Below are 14,809 nucleotides of genomic sequence, written 5' to 3' on the forward strand. Positions count from 1 at the left end.
GTTCAGCGAGGCGAGAGAATCCGAATCAGCTGCTGAGCGAATTCGTCTGCGTCGGTGCGGATCCCGTTGTGCGCGCCGGGGAACTCGACCACCTCGAGACCGACCCGGCTCGCTATCTCCACGGCCGGGCGATACGGCAAGCAGCCGCGCGTCTGCTGGCCGACCGCCAGAACCAGCCGATCCCGCACCCGCGCCACTGCGGCGTAATCCGGGACGTAGGAAGTGAATTCGCGCAGCTCATGCTCGATCATGAGCGGACCGTTGGCCGCCAGGCGGACCCACATCTCGGCGGCGCGAGGCGGCAATTGCGAAACCTCCGGAGCCGGTTTCATCGCCGCCGGACCGATACCGGCCAGGAACCGGGCCCCCGCAGCGGCCGCGCCCTCTTGCTGGAAGATCGTGTAGACCTCGTCGACCATGGCGCGATGCACGGCGGCGTCGGGCAGGACGGCGAAACACGGCGGTTCGTGGGCGACCAGCGACCGCACCCGATCGGGATGGTGTGCCAGCAGATCCAGGCCGACGATCGCGCCACTGCTGGTGCCGCACACGAACGCCGGACCGTCCGACAGGTGAGCCAGCAACCGGTAGGCGTCGTCGCTCTGGACGGCGACGTGCTGGGTGGCAGGCGTGCCGCCGTCGAGGGCGCTGCGCGAGTAGCCGCGCGGGTCGAGCGCCGCGACGGTGAAGTTCTGGGCGAGCACGTCGGCCATGTCGTCGAACACGCCGGCGTCGCCGCCACCGCCGGGAATCAGCAGCAGCAGCGGGCCCGCGCCGCGCACTTCGTAGTAGAGGGTCGCGCCGGGCACGGACAAGGTCTCGGATCTCATCGCGGATCCTTCTCTGCGGATGCGGACGGCCACTGCGACAACGTCAGGTGCAGTGCGTCGAGAATGTGACGCCAGCTGGCGTCGGTAGGCCGGGAGTGGGCGAAGCCGCCCGCCGCTTCCAAGGTGGCGAAGCCGTGAAAGGTGCTGCGCAGCATGCGTCCCGCATCGGTGAGATCGGAGTCGGCCAAGTCGTAGCCGCGCAGCATCGACACCGTCAGCTCGATACCGCGCAGCATCGCGGGCTCGTCGGCGACCTCGGCCGGATCCATGTGGATCTGGGTCGCCGCGTAGCGGCCAGGATGTTCCAGCGCGTACGCGCGATAGGCGTCGGCGAACGCGATCAACGCGTCCTTGCCCGACCGCCCGGCCACCGCGATACCGATCCGATCGTTCATCTCCGCACCGGCCAGCAGCCCGACCTGCTTGCGCAGATCGTGCAGATTCCGCACATGGGCGTAGAGGCTGGGATCCCGCACGCCGAACCTGCGGGCGATCGCCGAGAGCGTGACGTTGTCGAATCCGATCTCGTCGGCGAGTTCGGCTGCGGCCTGGACGATTCGGTCCCGGGACAGACCCGCGCGAGGCGACATCGCAACCCTCCTTCCTACGATAAGTAGGCTACAACCTAATAGAATTAGGAACAAGGGCTCATACGACCCGGTCCTCGGGATCGGAAAAGTGTCGCGTAAGCGAATTCGCGCGCTCGTTGCCCGGGTGCTCACCTGTCGGCGCGGTGCCCGAACCGGGATCCCGCCATCACGTGATCGCCTCGGCGGCAGGAAAATTCGACGCGATCGATCAGCGCTCGAAGATGCTCGTGTCGCCCGGTTCGGTCTCGAGCGCCTGGCGGCCGAACGCGGCCGTTTTGCGGTCCAAGCGTCCGCGCACCGTCAGGTACAGCACGATCGTCGAGGCGTAGATGAGGGCGGGGAGGAACGTCGACCCGTGATCCGCTCCAGCAGCGCGTCACCCGGCAGCTTTCTCTGTCGACGCCGAGGCGCTCTCACGGCTGCACGCCGACGTGTTCGGCGTCTTCCGCATGTGAGCCCTTCGAAGGCTCGCCTGGGTGGGCGAAAACCCGTCCACGGCAAGGATTCCGGTGAACCCAACTACGATGCCTGCGTCGAGGGCTGACTGAACCACGAGAAGATCCAACGGCCTGCGCGAGGAAGGGTGGCTGTCCGTCGAGCGCGGACGCGTAAGCAGATGCGACGGTCGGTTGCTGGTCGATGTCGCGTTGCGGCAACACGGGCAGGGCCGTGACACCGGTCGCGTCAAAACCTACGTCACAGACCGAGTTTGGTGACGGCGTTGTCATCCAACGGGTTCGCGGTGCGGATGTACGAGTGCACGGTGCGCGGGTTGGACCAGCGTCCTTGGCGCATGATCTCGCGGTCGCTGGCGCCACCGAGGGCGGCTTGGGTGGCGAAGCCCGCGCGCAAGGAGTGTCCGGAGAAGAGATTCGGGTCCAGGCCCGCGCGGGCGGCGTAGCGCTTCACGAGTTCGGCGACGGCGCGGCCCGACATCGGGCGGTCGCCGATGCCGCCGTGGCGGGTGATGGTGGGAAACAGGGGGAGATCGGGGTGTTCGGCGAGGGGAGTGCCGGTGAAGCCGTGGCAGCGGTGGATTCCGTTATCGGCGACGCGTGCCGCGCAGTGTTCGCGGAGAGCGAGTGGTCCTGCCGCCGTGTGAATTTCGAGTAGCTCGAGCCAAGCGGCGAAGGCGCAGACGGGGCAGGTGTGCGGGCGTTGTCCGCGCGGAAGCGCCACGCGCTGTTCGGCGGCGCCGGTGGGGTCGGTCTTGGTGGTCGGCAGGTGCACGAGCAGAATCGGCTCGCCGGTGACGTGATCCGTGCTCACCCGCACGTCGGCGACGCGCAGACTCGCGAGTTCGCTGCGCCGCAACGCGCCCGCGAACCCGATCAGCAAAGCGAGCGCGTCGCGGCGGCGGGCGGGTTCGGTGGGCCAGCCGGGTTCCGGTAGACCGGCGAGCAGCTGGTCGAGGGTGTGCAGCAGGATGGGACGCTTCCGGGTGGGCGGTGTGCGGCGGGTGCGCCGGATACCGCGCAGGGTGAGGCGGACGACGTCGGATCGGGTGGGGGATGACAGCCCGTTGGCGGCGTGCACGGCGGCGATCGCGGCCGATTTGCGTTCCAACGTGGCGGGCCCGAACGCCCACTCGCCGTTCGGTCGTCGCGCGTCGGCCGCGGCCGCCAGATACACCGCGACATCGAGCGCGTCGGCCGGAAGCGCTTGCCGCCCTTCGGCCGCGCACCACCCCGCCCACGCGATCCAGTCGGTGCGATAGGCGCGCAACGTGTTCGCCGACTGCGACGCCTCCAGGTAGCGGCGCAGCGCACCGGCCTGGACGTCGTCGAATCGCTCACGCACCAAATGCAAGGCGGCAGCGTCGACGAGGACGCTGCGCACGCCACGACGCAGCTCCGTACGCACCGCCTCCGGCACGGCCACGACGCTGTCGCCCACTACCCGCTCCTCACTGCACCAGGTCGGCGACGCGCAGAACGTCGTGGCGCCGACCGACTTCCAGCCCAGACTATGCGCAAGCGGCGAGCGGATCGCGCATCCGGGCAGTCATGTTGCGGTCGTGGACTGCGGCGGCACGGTTTCTCCGGCGCGACTCGGTCGCGTCCAGACGGCGTTGGGGAGCGGTCGCCACCGCCGGGCCGGGAATTTTCGGCGAGCATGGCAAGGTTTCCCCCGCGGACGACCGCCGGACCCGGCAACACGCGCGCCGGAGCCGGTATCAGCACTGAACGGCGACACGGACGTCGCGCCGAAAGGGATCGAATATGAAGTTCGCGGTCAGTTACAGCAGCGCCCATTTCGGGACCGATCCCGATCGGATCGTCGACTACGCGCGCCACGCCGAGGCCTGCGGATTCGAGGGCCTGTACCTGCCCGAGCACCTGGTGCTGTATCCCGGCGCGAAGATGCACAGCTTCGAGGTCCCGCCCACGCTGCCATTCCTCGACCCGCTCGACACCCTCGCGTACGTCGCCGCGGCGACCGAGCGGCTGCTGCTCGGCACCGGCGTGTTACTGCTGCCGTACCGGCACCCAGTGGTGCTGGCGAAGCAGCTGGCGACCATCGATGTGCTGTCCAAGGGCCGGATGCGTTTGCTTACAGTGGGATTGGGCACCCTGCCCGAGGAAGCGGCGGCCACCGGCGTCGAATTCCGCGCCCGCGGACGGCGTGCCGACGAAGCGATCGACGTGCTGCGGCTACTGTGGGCGGGAGGCGAAGAGGGAGTCGGCTACCGCGGCGAGTTCTTCGCCTTCGAGAATCTCGTCCAATACCCGAAGCCCTACCAGGCCGCGACATTGCCGATTCACGTCGGCGGATCGAGCCTGCCGGCCGCGCGCCGGGCGGGACTGCGCGGCGACGGATACTTCGCGGGCGGCATGCTGGTGCCGCAGGAACGCAAGGTCCAGTGGGATCTGGCGCGCTCGACGGCCGAGGAAGCCGGGCGGGACCCGGACGTACTCGAATACACTCGCTGGAGCGGCATCGATATGACCGATGAACGGCTCGCCGCCTTCGCAGCGCAGGGTGTCACGCGCGTCGTCGTCAGCGCCACCGCGTTGGATCCGAACGAACAACTCGACGAATTGTCACGCTTCGCCGAACGATTCGGTCTCGCACGGGTGTGACCTCATTGCTCGGCCGACACCTCGTCGGGGGATGTTCGGCCGAGCGGGCGAACATCGCTGGTAACAGCGTCATTCGCCCGAAGGTCACTGGCGGTAGGTGGCCAGGAAGCGGCCGATGCGTTCGATGATCGCTTCGAGCTCGTCGGCGTGCGGGAGAGTGACGATGCGGAAGTGGTCGGGCCGCTTCCAGTTGAAGCCGGTGCCCTGCACGATGTGCAGCTTCTCCTGGAGCAGCAGATCCAGCACGAATTTCTCGTCGTCGTGGATCGGGTACATGTCGAGGTCGATGCGCGGGAAGGCATAGATCGCGCCCCTGGGTTTCACGCAGGAGACGCCGGGGATCGCGTTGAGCGCTTCCCAGGCCCGGTCGCGCTGCTCGCGCAGCCTGCCGCCGGGCAGGGTCAGGTCGTTGATGCTCTGATGCCCACCGAGCGCGGCCTGAATCGCTTGCTGTGCGGGAACATTCGCGCACAAGCGTAGCCCGGCGAGCATGGTCAGGCCCTCCAGGTAATTCTCGGCGTGTCCGGTGGGGCCCGACACCACCAGCCAGCCGGACCGGAATCCGGCGGCCCGATACGCCTTGGACAGTCCGGAGAAGGTCAGGCACAGCAGATCGGGGGCGAGCGCGGCGGTGGCGGTATGGGTGAGATCGTCGTAATGGATCTTGTCGTAGATCTCGTCGGAGAACACCACGAGATTGTGGCGGCGGGCGATTTCGAGGATCTGGCGCAGTACCTCGGGCGAATAGACCGCGCCGGTCGGGTTGTTCGGGTTGATGATCACGATCGCACGGGTGCGGTCGGTGATCTTGGCGGCGATATCGGCGACGTCGGGGAACCAGTCCGAGGACTCGTCGCAGACGTAATGCACCGGCTTGCCGCCGTTGAGCGCGGTCGCCGCGGTCCACAGCGGGAAGTCGGGCGAGGGAACGAGCACCTCGTCGCCGTTCTCCAGCAGCGCGGTCATCGCCATCATGATCAGCTCGGAGACCCCGTTGCCGAGGAACACCTCCTCGACGTCGACATCGTCGACGCCGAGGGTCTGGTAGTACTGCACCACCGCGCGCCGCGCCGAGAGCAGGCCTTTCGAGGAGGAGTAACCGCTCGAGGCGGGCAGCGTGCGGATGATGTCCTGCAAGAGTTCCGTGGGCGCTTCGAAACCGAACGGCAGCGGATTGCCGGTGTTCAGCTTCACGACGTGGTGGCCCTCGGCCTCCAGCCGCGCGGCGTGCTCGGCCACCGGTCCGCGGATCTCGTACGACACGCCCGCGAGCTTGCTCGACTGCTTGACCTGCATGGACATCCCTTCTCATTGCGGTTGCCGCACACTCTACTTGGTTTTTCCAAGTATGCACTTGGATTTTCCAAGCGACCGGTTACAGTGGCATGGTGCCACGTCGAAGCTATGACCACTTCTGCGCCGTCAGCCGCGCACTCGATGTCGTCGGCGACCGGTGGACGCTGCTGGTGGTCCGCGAACTGTCGTCGGGTCCGCGCCGCTACAGCGATCTGTTCGCGGACCTGCCGGGCATCAGCACCGACGTGCTGGCCGCCCGGCTCAAAGATCTGGAGCGCGACGGCATCCTCACTCGCCGCCGCGTCGGCCCGCGTGCGGCCACCGCGGTCTACGAACTCACCGAGTCCGGCCTCGGGCTGCGACAGGTCCTCGACGCGCTATCGGCTTGGGGCGCACCGCTGCTCGGTGAACGAGGCCCGACCGACGCCGTCCGCGCGCACTGGTTCGCCCTGCCGCTGGGTCGCGCGGTCGCCGAGCTGATCCCCGAAGGGATCGTCACCGTCCACATCGGCGAGACCACGTTCCACTACGTGATGACCGGCGCGGGCATCAGCCACCATGACGGCCCCGCCGAGGACCCCGACCTCGAACTCCACCTCGACTTGGCCGCCGCGACCGAGGTGGTCATGGGCACGCGCTCGTTGGCAGAGCCCGCGCAGCGTTAACCGCCGGTCGGGGCGCCCGCGACGCGCCGCTCGCCGCCGTTGCGTTCCTGCCAGAGGCGGTAGACCCCGACTGCATCCTCGTGCGGCGCATGGCGCATGGGCAGGCGGCGCTGGTCCCATGGCTTGCCGAACTCGTCGTAGAAAGTGTTGAGCTCGAAGTACCTTCGGTCGTCGACGTAGTGCGGTTCATAGGCGTCGCGGGTGGTGAGGAAGACGACCTCGTCGGGGGAGCAGTAGTACAGCGCTCCCAGGCACATCGGACAGGGCAGGGCCAGGATGTAAACGGTTGCGCCCGTAAGATGTTCGGTGCCGAGCGCCGTGCAGGCCTCGCGGATGGCGAGGATCTCCGCGTGGGCGGTGGGGTCGCCGGTCTGGGCGACCTTGTTCGGGCTCTCCGCCAAGACTCGGCCGTCCCGGACGATGACGGTCGCGAAGGGCCGCCCGCCCTCGGTGACGTTGCGGCGCGCGAGATCGATGGTGCGCTGTGCGAAATCCGTTGCTATTCCTCGCTTCTCAGAACGGTTCGGTGGGCAGATACTTGCCGTCGAGAGTGATCACGGCGCGTTCGCCGCCTTCCGGGTCGGCGACCTTGCGCACGTCGAGTTTGAAATTGATCGCGCTGATGATGCCGTCGCCGAACTGCTCGTGCACCAGCGCTTTGAGGGTTGTGCCGTAGACCTGCAACATCTCGTAGAAGCGGTAGATCGTCGGATCGGTCGGGACTCCGCCGGGAATGGACCCGCGGGTCGGGATAGTTTGCAGCAGCTTCGCCGCGTCGTCGTCCATGCCCAGCAGCTCGGCGACCGCCGTTGCGGCGTCGCGCGGAAGGGCGTGCTGGCCCAGCACCGCGGCGGTGACGAAGGCGACCGACAGCCCGGCGGCGTCGGCGATCTGCTGCCAAGTGAGGTCCTTGGTGATCTTCGCGTCCACCGCCGCGGCGGCCAAGACCTGGCGGGCGGTGGGATCGAATTGTGCGTGCACCATGGTGGGTTCCTTTCTGGTCGAACGGCCTGGAAGGTCAGGGCCGCTTCGGTTTTCGTGTGGGAGATCAGGTAGTCGGCACGCTGTCGGTATCCGAGCCGTCGAGGACGGTGATCGCGCCGGTGCCGATGTCGAATACCCATCCCTCGACGGTCAGATCGCCCGCCGTGACCGCGCGGGCAACCGACGGGTGACCCGTCAGGTCGGCCAGCTGCGCGAGGACGTTCGCTCGCACGAGCGTCGCGACGGAGACGCCCGAGGCGGCGGAGCCCGCGTGCCGCAACCACTCGGCGAGCATCGGTGTCGCGCTCAGTTCGCGACCTTCGGCCAGGGCGGTCATCGCGCCGCAGCCGGAATGGCCGCACACTACGATGCGCGAGACGCCGAGCACGGCGACGGCGTACTCGATGCTGGCCGTCACCCCGTCGGTATCCGGGTAGGCGGGAACCAGATTCCCCGCGGTGCGGATCACGAAGAGCTCGCCGGGCTCACTGTTCGTAACCAGCTCCGGAACCACACGCGCGTCGGAACATCCGATGTACAGCGTCTCGGGTCGGTGCCTCGTCGCCAAGCGGGCGAAGAGCTCCGCCTTGGCGGGGAAGACATCGCGCTGGAAACTCGCGACGCCGGCGGCGAGGTCGTGCATGGATCGCTCCCTTCGGTAAGCCCTGACGAATCCACCATGCACAACCTGCGGCTATAGCGTCCAAGACGCAGTTCCCATGCCTACGATTGCTCACACCAATAGTTGCGCGGGCGGTGGAGCGCTCACACCACCTCCGCTGATGTCACCGCACGGCCGCGCTTTCCCAACCGGCCTGCGAGATAGGCTGTGGCGGCTATGAGCAGCCGCCACGAGGTCACGCACCGAATCGATCAAGTGTTCACCGGCTCTCGGCCGCTCACCGAGGAAGAACTCGCACCGCCGAGCATCGACGCGCCGTACGTCATCGCGCACTTCCACGGCCGCTCGCGGGCGGACATCGACCGCTCGAGCTTTCTACCCGGCCTGCACATGGAAGACTTCACGTACATGACCGCGCAGGCCGTCGAGTACTACCTCCCGGCGGTGCTGAAGCTGATGCTGATCCAGCCGTACGACTTCGAACTCTGGATCCATCTCAGCGGCTTCCTCGGCAGTGCGCGACGCGAGGACGAGACGACGCTGCGCGGCCTGCGCCCCGAACAGCACACGGCGATCGCGGACTGGCTCGAGTTCCTGTCCCGCGAGATCGACGAGGGATTCGGAGTCGATCGCAAGGACGCCACGAAACTGGCGCGGCTCTATCGGCAGCTCGCGAACGCCGCGACGTAGCCAAGGCGCCCGGGCGTTCTGCGGATGGTCGGGAATGGAAGCTGGCCAGATTCTTCCAGATCGCAAGTACGCCAGATGAAGTCGAGCACGAAGTACCCGTCCCACCGGCCGCTTGGAGATCGGCGGCCTCGACCCTCCCCGTCCGGGCATTTTCGACGGCGGTAGTTGCTGTCGAGAGTGGGGGATGGTGTGTGCCGGAACCGGTTCGAGCCTATCGGCTGAGCGACGCGGACGGTCGACGGCCGCAACCGCCAGATTTCTTGACCTGTAGGACAAGAACGTTTAGGGTTCTTCGCATGGGCAGGCCGCGGAACTTCGAAACCGATACCGTGGTCGAGCGCGCGATGGAGGAGTTCTGGACCCACGGGTACGCGGGAACCTCTCCCGCGCAACTCGCCGAGGCCACCGGCGTCGGCAAGGGCAGCCTGTACCACACGTTCGGCAGTAAACGGCAGCTGTTCGACCTGGCATTGGCCCGCTACGGGCGAATGGGAGTGGAGCAAGCCGAAGAGTTGCTGTTCCAACCGGGAAGCACCCGCGAACGCATCGGAGCGTACCTGCGTGAGACCGTGGATTCCGATGTCGCACAGCCGGTTCGGCGTGGCTGCATGGTCGTGAACACGGCCGCCGAGCTCGGTGGCCACGACGAGGAGATCACCCGAGCCCTGCGTGGCATCGAGGAGCGCATCGTCGCGGTGCTGGCCGCCCGGATCGAACAGGGCCGACGCGACGGCGACGTCGGTCCCGGCGTCGATGCGCAGGCTACGGCCGAGTTCCTGCTCAACACCAGCGCCGGCCTGCGCACCATGGCCAAGACTCGCGACGCAGAAGCTCTGTATCGCATCATCGACGTCGCCCTCACCGCCTTCTGACTCATTCGCCACGGTGCGATGGCTCTCGTATACCCGAATTTTTGACCTGTAGTTCAAGAAAGGAAATCTCCATGGATCTCGAATTGACCGGCAAGACCGCGGTCGTCACCGGAGCGAGCCGCGGCATCGGCCTTGCCGTCGCCGAGACCTTGTCCGCCGCGGGCGCACGCGTGGTCGGCGCCGCCCGGACCATCACACCCGAACTCGAAAAGGCCACCGTGGCTACCGTTTCGGTGGACTTGAGCTCGCAAGACGGCGCGACCGCGCTCGTGGATGCCGCGCTGGAGGAACTCGGCGGCATCGACATCCTGATCAACAACGTCGGTGGCGGCGACCCCGACCAACTGACGCTGGGCGGGTTCCTCGACAGTACCGACGATCAGTGGCGGCACTTGCTGGATGTCAACCTGTTCAGCGCCGTCTGGGCGACCCGCGCCGCCCTGCCCAGCCTGCTCGACCGTCGCGGCGCCATCGTGAACGTCTCCTCGATCAACGCGCACCTCCCGTCCGCCGGGCCGGTCGGCTACAGCGAGGCAAAGGCCGCGCTCACCGCCTTCGGCAAGCGCCTGAGCGAGGAGTTCGGTCCGCGGGGAGTCCGCGTCAACACGGTCTCACCCGGCGTGGTCGGTACCCGGATCTGGCGCGGTTCCGAATGGGTGGGCGCGAAGCTCGCTGCGGAACAGGGCATCTCGCAAGAACAGTTGCTGGCGGCGCTGCCGGACCAGTTCGGCATCGCCTCGGGCCGAATCTCCGAGCCCGAAGAGGTCGCGGCCCTCGTGACGTTCCTGGTCTCGGGCAAGGCCGCCAACATCGTCGGAGCCGACATCGTCATCGACGGCGGGACCATCAAGACGAGCTGATCCGACAGTCTGCATCGGGACAAGACCCGGCCCGCGCGTCGACCACGACCTTCACCGGTCAGGTTGCGGTCGCGTGGGTTCGGGGTCGGCCCCAGCGCTGCCGGCGTTCGCTGCGGGTGGACGGGCCGGGGACGGTCTTCGGGGTCGACGGGGAGCTGGTCGACGGAGCGATCTGGTCGGGCGTGACCTGAGCAGCGCCGACTGGCGGGTGGAACAGATCCTGGTGCGGACGGACGGAACCAGGGAGGACGCGCTGCGGATCACGGCCATGGTCGAGGCGGACGGCGACTACGCGATCGACGATGCGCCGGAAGGGAATCCGGTCGGCCTCGGCGAGGTCGTGACCACCTGGGCGGACCAGCATGGTCAGTGGGATCTGGCCCTCGTCCGCCTCGGCGTCGCGGGGTGAGGATCTACACTTTCGCCGCGGCCTGTCGCGGGTGCGCTGGTCGTTTTCCGTACACCGACCGCACGGCCGAGATCGCAGGACGACGGCGAGGTTAGCCGCCCTGGTGTGACGGTCTCAATTGGTTCTGGCTATCGGGTTTTTCGGTAGTGGTCCGGCTGCTGGTGTCACTAGGGTCGTCCTGTGACTCTGCTCGTGCACCTGACACCGGAGAAGAACGCTCGGCGAATCCGCCGCGCGGGCATCACCGCCAGTAGCTCTGGACGCGGGGTGTTCTGCATGCCGGTGATGCCGTCCTACGTGCTGTCGCATCAATGGTTGCGCGAACTGCGCCGCGGCGGGCAGCGGCTGATCGTCGCGGTGGACTTCCGAGTACCCGACGACGAACCGGTCCTCGTCGGACACTATCGCACAGCAGCGACGGGAATGACTGCGGCCGAGGCTGTTTCGGTCATTCTTCACGCCGAGGACGCGCGTGGGTACGAGATCGTCGTACCTCGCTCGATCGCAGCCGCCGAACTGCATCGGGTTCGGCTCGTGCGGCAGGTGACGGGGTGGCGGTATCACCCGGACGCGCACGGTCGGCGGCCCTGCGCGTGTCCAGCGTGCTTGGCCCGCGGTGAATTCAAGGCCGCCGACCTTCGTCGCCGATTCGCCACAGAACCCCCACAGCTCACGAAGCCTCAATTGCTGGACCGACTGCGCAACGCGGACAACGACGACGAACTGATCGACGCACTCTACGACCTGGGTAGCAGGAGCCGCGGCGACGTCGCCGACATCGCGCACCTCGTCGACCATCCCAACCCGGACGTCCGCTACGCCCTCGCCTCGGCGCTGCACAGGTACCGCGGCGGCGAAGCCCGCCGACTCCTGGTGCGCTTGGCCGCCGACCCGGATCTCGAAGTGCGTGATGCGGCGACGGCCTGACCGTCGCGATCCGCGCGAAGCACCGGATATGGCGTGGGCCCGTGGCTGGGCTGTCCTGCGCGCCCTCGGCCTGATCCGGACCGGGCAGAACGGCAGGCGTGGTCTGCGCGGCGGCAAACCGACCTGGGAGCCGGCAGGCTACGCCACGCTCGGGCGGGTCCTGTTGATTACGCGAGCCCAACGGTGAAACGTGCTGGTGGGCGGAGGGTCGGCTCTCAGCGGGCTTGCGGATAGCCGATTTCGGAGATGTCTCGGGCCAGGTCCGCCAGGGTGACCTCGACGTTCAACGACGATACGAGTTCCTCGTCCAGCGGGACGAGCCAAGACGCGGCAGGTGAATATGCCAGCGCACCAGTACGGGATTCCGGACCGCGTGGCAGATCGATTCGGCGGGATGTCGACGGGGTTCAGTTCGACCGCGCGGCGTTCTCGATGATCGCGGTGAATGCCCGCGCGGCGGCCGAATGGTAGGCGGTTGCGCGCCGCAGCAATACCACGGTCCGGGTGGGCAAGGCGGGCGTCGAGTCGATGGGAACCAGGTCCGGGTGTGCGCGGGTGATCGCATCGGGCAGGACGGTGGCGAGCGAACCGCGGCGCACGAATTCGACAAGTGCTCCAATGGAATTGGCTTCCACCACGATGCTCGGCGTGCTGCGGCTTTCCTCGAAGTAGGCATCGATGTGCGTTCTGGTCGCGAAATCGCGCGTGAGCAGCGCCAGCGGATACCGCGCCAGCCGCGCGACAGGCAGTGGCCTCGCGCGTCCGGCCAGGGCGTGCGTCTTTCCGGCCACCAAGCTGAGGCGTTCGGTGAACAACGCGACGCTCTCGACCCCGGCGGCATGGGCGCCCGCGAAGGCGATACCGAGATCGACACGGTCGGCGAGCAAGTCGGCCTCGATCCGGTCCTGGGTCGTCTCGACGACGGTGAGCGTGACACCCGGGTACGCGGCGTGGAACTCGTGCACGAGCGGACCGATGAAATAGGCGGTGAACGTCGGCGTCATCGCCACCCGGAGCTGGCCGCGGGACAGATCCTGCACATCGTGGATCGCGCGCTCACCGGCATCGAGATCGCGCAGCGCGAGCCGGGCGTGATACGCGTACGCCTCGCCGGCCTCGGTCAGCCGTACGGCACGACCGGAGCGATCGAGCAGCTGCACCGCGAGCGTCCGCTCGAGCTGCTTGATCTGCTGCGACAGCGTCGGCTGCGACACGTGGAGGAACTCCGCCGCGCGGGTGAAGTTGCGGTGATCGGCGACCGCGAGCAGATACCGGATATGGCGCAGCTCCATGAACGAACTATAGATGCTTTCTATCGCGACCATGGGATCTACGTCTTGGGCACTATCGCGATTCCTGGGCATGGTGGGGACATCGGCAATGCCCTAGTCAGGAGTTCTCCATTGATCCAGCGTCACCGTCGAATCGTCCTGGCGACGGCCGCAATGGCTTTCGCGATCGTAGGCTGCACGGCCGATCCTCTCACCGACCGGACCGTGCCACCGGTCGACCGTCCCGGCGCCTTCGCCGCGGAGCCGCCGCCGGTGCGCGCTTCCCGCGACCCGGCACTCGGACCGCAGTTGGTGCAGGCGGCCTCGGCCGACGACGCGGAAGGGGTGCGCGAGCTCATCGCCGGTGGGGCTGATCTCGAGTTCCGCGGCGACCGCGATCGCACTCCGCTCATCGCGGCCACGAAGAACCGGGCCTCCGCCGCGGCTCGGGCACTGATCGAGGCGGGCGCCGACGTCAACGCCAAGGACGACATGGAAGATTCGGCCTACCTCTACGCGGGCGCCGAAGGAATCGATGACATCCTCGAACTCACCCTGCGCCACGGCGCCGACGTGCGCAGCGTGAACCGCTACGGTGGCACCGCTTTGATCCCGGCATGCGAACACGGCTACCTCGGCACGGTGCGGCTGTTGATCGATGCCGGCGTCGACGTCGACCACGTCAACGAGCCGGGCTGGACCGCGATGCACGAGGCGTCGTCTACGGAGACGGATCCGAGCGCTACGAGCGAGTCGTGACCGCGCTGCTCGACGCGGGCGCCGACGCCTCGATCCGCGACGCGTCCGGCCGCACCGCTCTCGACAATGCTCAGCGGCGTGGGCAAACCGCGATCGTCTCGATCCTCGAGGCACGGAATTGACCGAGAACGCTTTCGAATCTGTCCCCGAGAGCTAGTGAACGGCGGGGTCCCTGACCGCTGATGGACGACCGGAGGTCAGCTGTCGTGCCCGGCGGCTCGGCGCCGTTCGGCGCGGTGGGTGAGCGCCTCGACGATGCGTTGCCATGCCGGTGTCTCTTCGGAGATGCGGGAAAAGACCATTTTCACGTGCCCGGACCGGCTGCTGTCTCGCTCGTGCCGGATCTGCCATGCGTCCAGGTCGTCGATGAGCCGGTCCAGGCGCGGGTCGTGCGGATCCCAATCGGCCGCTCGATCACAGGCCAGATAGAGACGCGTCGTCTCGGGGTCGTCGAGAGCGGCGTTCTTGTCCCGAATCCGCTGCGGCATGGCGCTCGGTTCCAGCGCTTGCATCAAGATCCACGAGTCGCGCTCGAGTCGTACCCTTCGTTCGCCGACCCCGAGGCCGCGCATCCGGTCCAGGATCGCGACCACCTCGGAGGGCAGGACCAGTCTTTCGCCGCCGTCCAATTCGGCGATCCGGCGGCGGTATTCGCTGAGCTGGTCGATCTTGCGCTGCAATTCGGCATCGATGTCGGTGATGGCCGCGGCGAACTCGGTCGGCTGCGCATGCAGTAGCGCGTCGATACGGGCCAGCGGAACACCGGCGTCGGCGAGGGTCCTGATCCGGATGAGATCCACCGCCGCTTGCGCGCTGTAACGGCGATAGCCGGAGGCATCACGCTCGGGTTCGGGCAACAGCCCGACGTGATGGTAGTGGCGAACGGCGCGCACGGTCACGCCTGCGGCGGCGGCAAGTTGGCTGATCGTGAGCACCGTCCTCCTAGGGGCT

Annotated in this window: 19 protein-coding genes; 10 read left to right on the forward strand and 9 right to left on the reverse strand. The window is 67.5% G+C overall.

What is annotated here, in order from left to right:
* Positions 1–2: 2 nt before the first annotated feature.
* From NX1_RS02390 to NX1_RS02400, 3 genes are all read right to left on the reverse strand, one after another.
* The gene (locus NX1_RS02390) at positions 3–830 is read right to left on the reverse strand and encodes an alpha/beta fold hydrolase (protein WP_068053007.1); all 828 of its coding nucleotides are present in this window, start codon (positions 828–830) and stop codon (positions 3–5) included.
* Positions 827–1,420, reverse strand: a complete 594-nt coding sequence (locus NX1_RS02395) for a TetR/AcrR family transcriptional regulator (RefSeq protein WP_068053010.1) — start codon at positions 1,418–1,420, stop codon at positions 827–829. The genes NX1_RS02390 and NX1_RS02395 overlap by 4 nt, the downstream gene beginning before the upstream one ends.
* A gap of 696 nt (positions 1,421–2,116) precedes the next feature.
* On the reverse strand, positions 2,117–3,316 hold the full coding sequence (locus tag NX1_RS02400) for a site-specific integrase (RefSeq protein WP_068053013.1): 1,200 nt from the start codon (positions 3,314–3,316) through the stop codon (positions 2,117–2,119).
* A 326-nt stretch (positions 3,317–3,642) separates the two neighbouring features.
* Here NX1_RS02400 and NX1_RS02405 point away from each other — a divergent pair, with 326 nt between their 5' ends.
* Positions 3,643–4,503, forward strand: coding sequence for a TIGR03619 family F420-dependent LLM class oxidoreductase (locus tag NX1_RS02405; protein ID WP_068053016.1), 861 nt, complete (start codon positions 3,643–3,645; stop codon positions 4,501–4,503).
* A gap of 84 nt (positions 4,504–4,587) precedes the next feature.
* Here NX1_RS02405 and NX1_RS02410 read toward each other — a convergent pair whose 3' ends face one another.
* Positions 4,588–5,805 (reverse strand): pyridoxal phosphate-dependent aminotransferase, encoded by a 1,218-nt coding sequence (locus NX1_RS02410; RefSeq protein ID WP_281216016.1) that lies wholly within the window; start codon positions 5,803–5,805, stop codon positions 4,588–4,590.
* An 83-nt stretch (positions 5,806–5,888) separates the two neighbouring features.
* Between NX1_RS02410 and NX1_RS02415 the strand changes: the two genes are divergently transcribed.
* Positions 5,889–6,464 (forward strand): winged helix-turn-helix transcriptional regulator, encoded by a 576-nt coding sequence (locus NX1_RS02415; RefSeq protein ID WP_169812165.1) that lies wholly within the window; start codon positions 5,889–5,891, stop codon positions 6,462–6,464.
* Here NX1_RS02415 and NX1_RS02420 read toward each other — a convergent pair.
* The 3 genes from NX1_RS02420 to NX1_RS02430 form a co-directional block, all read right to left on the reverse strand.
* Positions 6,461–6,967: a nucleoside deaminase gene (locus NX1_RS02420; RefSeq protein ID WP_068053019.1), complete on the reverse strand. Its 507-nt coding sequence runs from the start codon at positions 6,965–6,967 to the stop codon at positions 6,461–6,463. The genes NX1_RS02415 and NX1_RS02420 overlap by 4 nt on opposite strands.
* Positions 6,968–6,977: 10 nt before the next feature.
* On the reverse strand, positions 6,978–7,448 hold the full coding sequence (gene cynS, locus NX1_RS02425; RefSeq protein ID WP_068053022.1) for a cyanase: 471 nt from the start codon (positions 7,446–7,448) through the stop codon (positions 6,978–6,980).
* 64 nt (positions 7,449–7,512) lie between these two features.
* Positions 7,513–8,091 (reverse strand): carbonic anhydrase, encoded by a 579-nt coding sequence (locus NX1_RS02430; protein WP_068053025.1) that lies wholly within the window; start codon positions 8,089–8,091, stop codon positions 7,513–7,515.
* Positions 8,092–8,286: 195 nt separating this feature from the next.
* Here NX1_RS02430 and NX1_RS02435 point away from each other — a divergent pair, with 195 nt between their 5' ends.
* The 6 genes from NX1_RS02435 to NX1_RS35890 all read left to right on the forward strand — a co-directional run bounded on the left by NX1_RS02435 (position 8,287) and on the right by NX1_RS35890 (position 12,015).
* Entirely contained in the window at positions 8,287–8,760 is a 474-nt protein-coding gene (locus NX1_RS02435) for a hypothetical protein (protein ID WP_068053028.1), read from the forward strand.
* 296 nt (positions 8,761–9,056) lie between these two features.
* Positions 9,057–9,632 (forward strand): TetR/AcrR family transcriptional regulator, encoded by a 576-nt coding sequence (locus NX1_RS02440; protein ID WP_068053032.1) that lies wholly within the window; start codon positions 9,057–9,059, stop codon positions 9,630–9,632.
* Positions 9,633–9,703: 71 nt separating this feature from the next.
* Positions 9,704–10,492 (forward strand): oxidoreductase, encoded by a 789-nt coding sequence (locus NX1_RS02445; RefSeq protein ID WP_068053035.1) that lies wholly within the window; start codon positions 9,704–9,706, stop codon positions 10,490–10,492.
* Positions 10,493–10,715: 223 nt separating this feature from the next.
* Positions 10,716–10,901: a hypothetical protein gene (locus tag NX1_RS02450; protein WP_157119489.1), complete on the forward strand. Its 186-nt coding sequence runs from the start codon at positions 10,716–10,718 to the stop codon at positions 10,899–10,901.
* Positions 10,902–11,081: 180 nt separating this feature from the next.
* A complete protein-coding gene (locus NX1_RS02455) occupies positions 11,082–11,828 on the forward strand; it encodes a HEAT repeat domain-containing protein (protein WP_068053040.1) in 747 nt (248 codons plus the stop codon).
* Positions 11,829–11,856: 28 nt separating this feature from the next.
* Positions 11,857–12,015: a hypothetical protein gene (locus tag NX1_RS35890; protein WP_218024037.1), complete on the forward strand. Its 159-nt coding sequence runs from the start codon at positions 11,857–11,859 to the stop codon at positions 12,013–12,015.
* 220 nt (positions 12,016–12,235) lie between these two features.
* Here the strand turns inward: NX1_RS35890 and cynR are convergent, their stop codons facing one another.
* Positions 12,236–13,120, reverse strand: coding sequence for a transcriptional regulator CynR (cynR, locus tag NX1_RS02460; protein WP_068053042.1), 885 nt, complete (start codon positions 13,118–13,120; stop codon positions 12,236–12,238).
* Positions 13,121–13,324: 204 nt separating this feature from the next.
* Here cynR and NX1_RS02465 point away from each other — a divergent pair, with 204 nt between their 5' ends.
* Entirely contained in the window at positions 13,325–13,858 is a 534-nt protein-coding gene (locus tag NX1_RS02465; protein WP_245668279.1) for an ankyrin repeat domain-containing protein, read from the forward strand.
* Complete coding sequence (locus NX1_RS37635) at positions 13,855–13,980, forward strand: ankyrin repeat domain-containing protein (RefSeq protein WP_245668280.1); 126 nt, start codon at positions 13,855–13,857, stop codon at positions 13,978–13,980. Before NX1_RS02465 ends, NX1_RS37635 begins: the two co-directional genes overlap by 4 nt.
* A gap of 75 nt (positions 13,981–14,055) precedes the next feature.
* Here the strand turns inward: NX1_RS37635 and NX1_RS02470 are convergent, their stop codons facing one another.
* A complete protein-coding gene (locus NX1_RS02470) occupies positions 14,056–14,793 on the reverse strand; it encodes a MerR family transcriptional regulator (RefSeq protein ID WP_068053045.1) in 738 nt (245 codons plus the stop codon).
* Positions 14,794–14,809: the final 16 nt, after the last annotated feature.

This window comes from Nocardia xishanensis NBRC 101358 (assembly GCF_001613365.1).
GTDB lineage: Bacteria > Actinomycetota > Actinomycetes > Mycobacteriales > Mycobacteriaceae > Nocardia > Nocardia xishanensis.

Excerpts from the sequence above, each read along its gene's own strand:
- NX1_RS35890 (WP_218024037.1), top strand. The coding sequence starts at position 11,857 with ATGGCGTGGGCCCGTGGCTGGGCTGTCCTGCGCGCCCTCGGCCTGATC.
- NX1_RS02445 (WP_068053035.1), top strand. The coding sequence starts at position 9,704 with ATGGATCTCGAATTGACCGGCAAGACCGCGGTCGTCACCGGAGCGAGC.
- NX1_RS02430 (WP_068053025.1), bottom strand. The coding sequence starts at position 8,091 with ATGCACGACCTCGCCGCCGGCGTCGCGAGTTTCCAGCGCGATGTCTTC.
- cynR (WP_068053042.1), bottom strand. The coding sequence starts at position 13,120 with ATGGAGCTGCGCCATATCCGGTATCTGCTCGCGGTCGCCGATCACCGC.
- NX1_RS02415 (WP_169812165.1), top strand. The coding sequence starts at position 5,889 with ATGGTGCCACGTCGAAGCTATGACCACTTCTGCGCCGTCAGCCGCGCA.
- NX1_RS02395 (WP_068053010.1), bottom strand. The coding sequence starts at position 1,420 with ATGTCGCCTCGCGCGGGTCTGTCCCGGGACCGAATCGTCCAGGCCGCA.
- cynS (WP_068053022.1), bottom strand. The coding sequence starts at position 7,448 with ATGGTGCACGCACAATTCGATCCCACCGCCCGCCAGGTCTTGGCCGCC.
- NX1_RS02440 (WP_068053032.1), top strand. The coding sequence starts at position 9,057 with ATGGGCAGGCCGCGGAACTTCGAAACCGATACCGTGGTCGAGCGCGCG.
- NX1_RS02390 (WP_068053007.1), bottom strand. The coding sequence starts at position 830 with ATGAGATCCGAGACCTTGTCCGTGCCCGGCGCGACCCTCTACTACGAA.
- NX1_RS02410 (WP_281216016.1), bottom strand. The coding sequence starts at position 5,805 with ATGTCCATGCAGGTCAAGCAGTCGAGCAAGCTCGCGGGCGTGTCGTAC.
- NX1_RS02435 (WP_068053028.1), top strand. The coding sequence starts at position 8,287 with ATGAGCAGCCGCCACGAGGTCACGCACCGAATCGATCAAGTGTTCACC.
- NX1_RS02405 (WP_068053016.1), top strand. The coding sequence starts at position 3,643 with ATGAAGTTCGCGGTCAGTTACAGCAGCGCCCATTTCGGGACCGATCCC.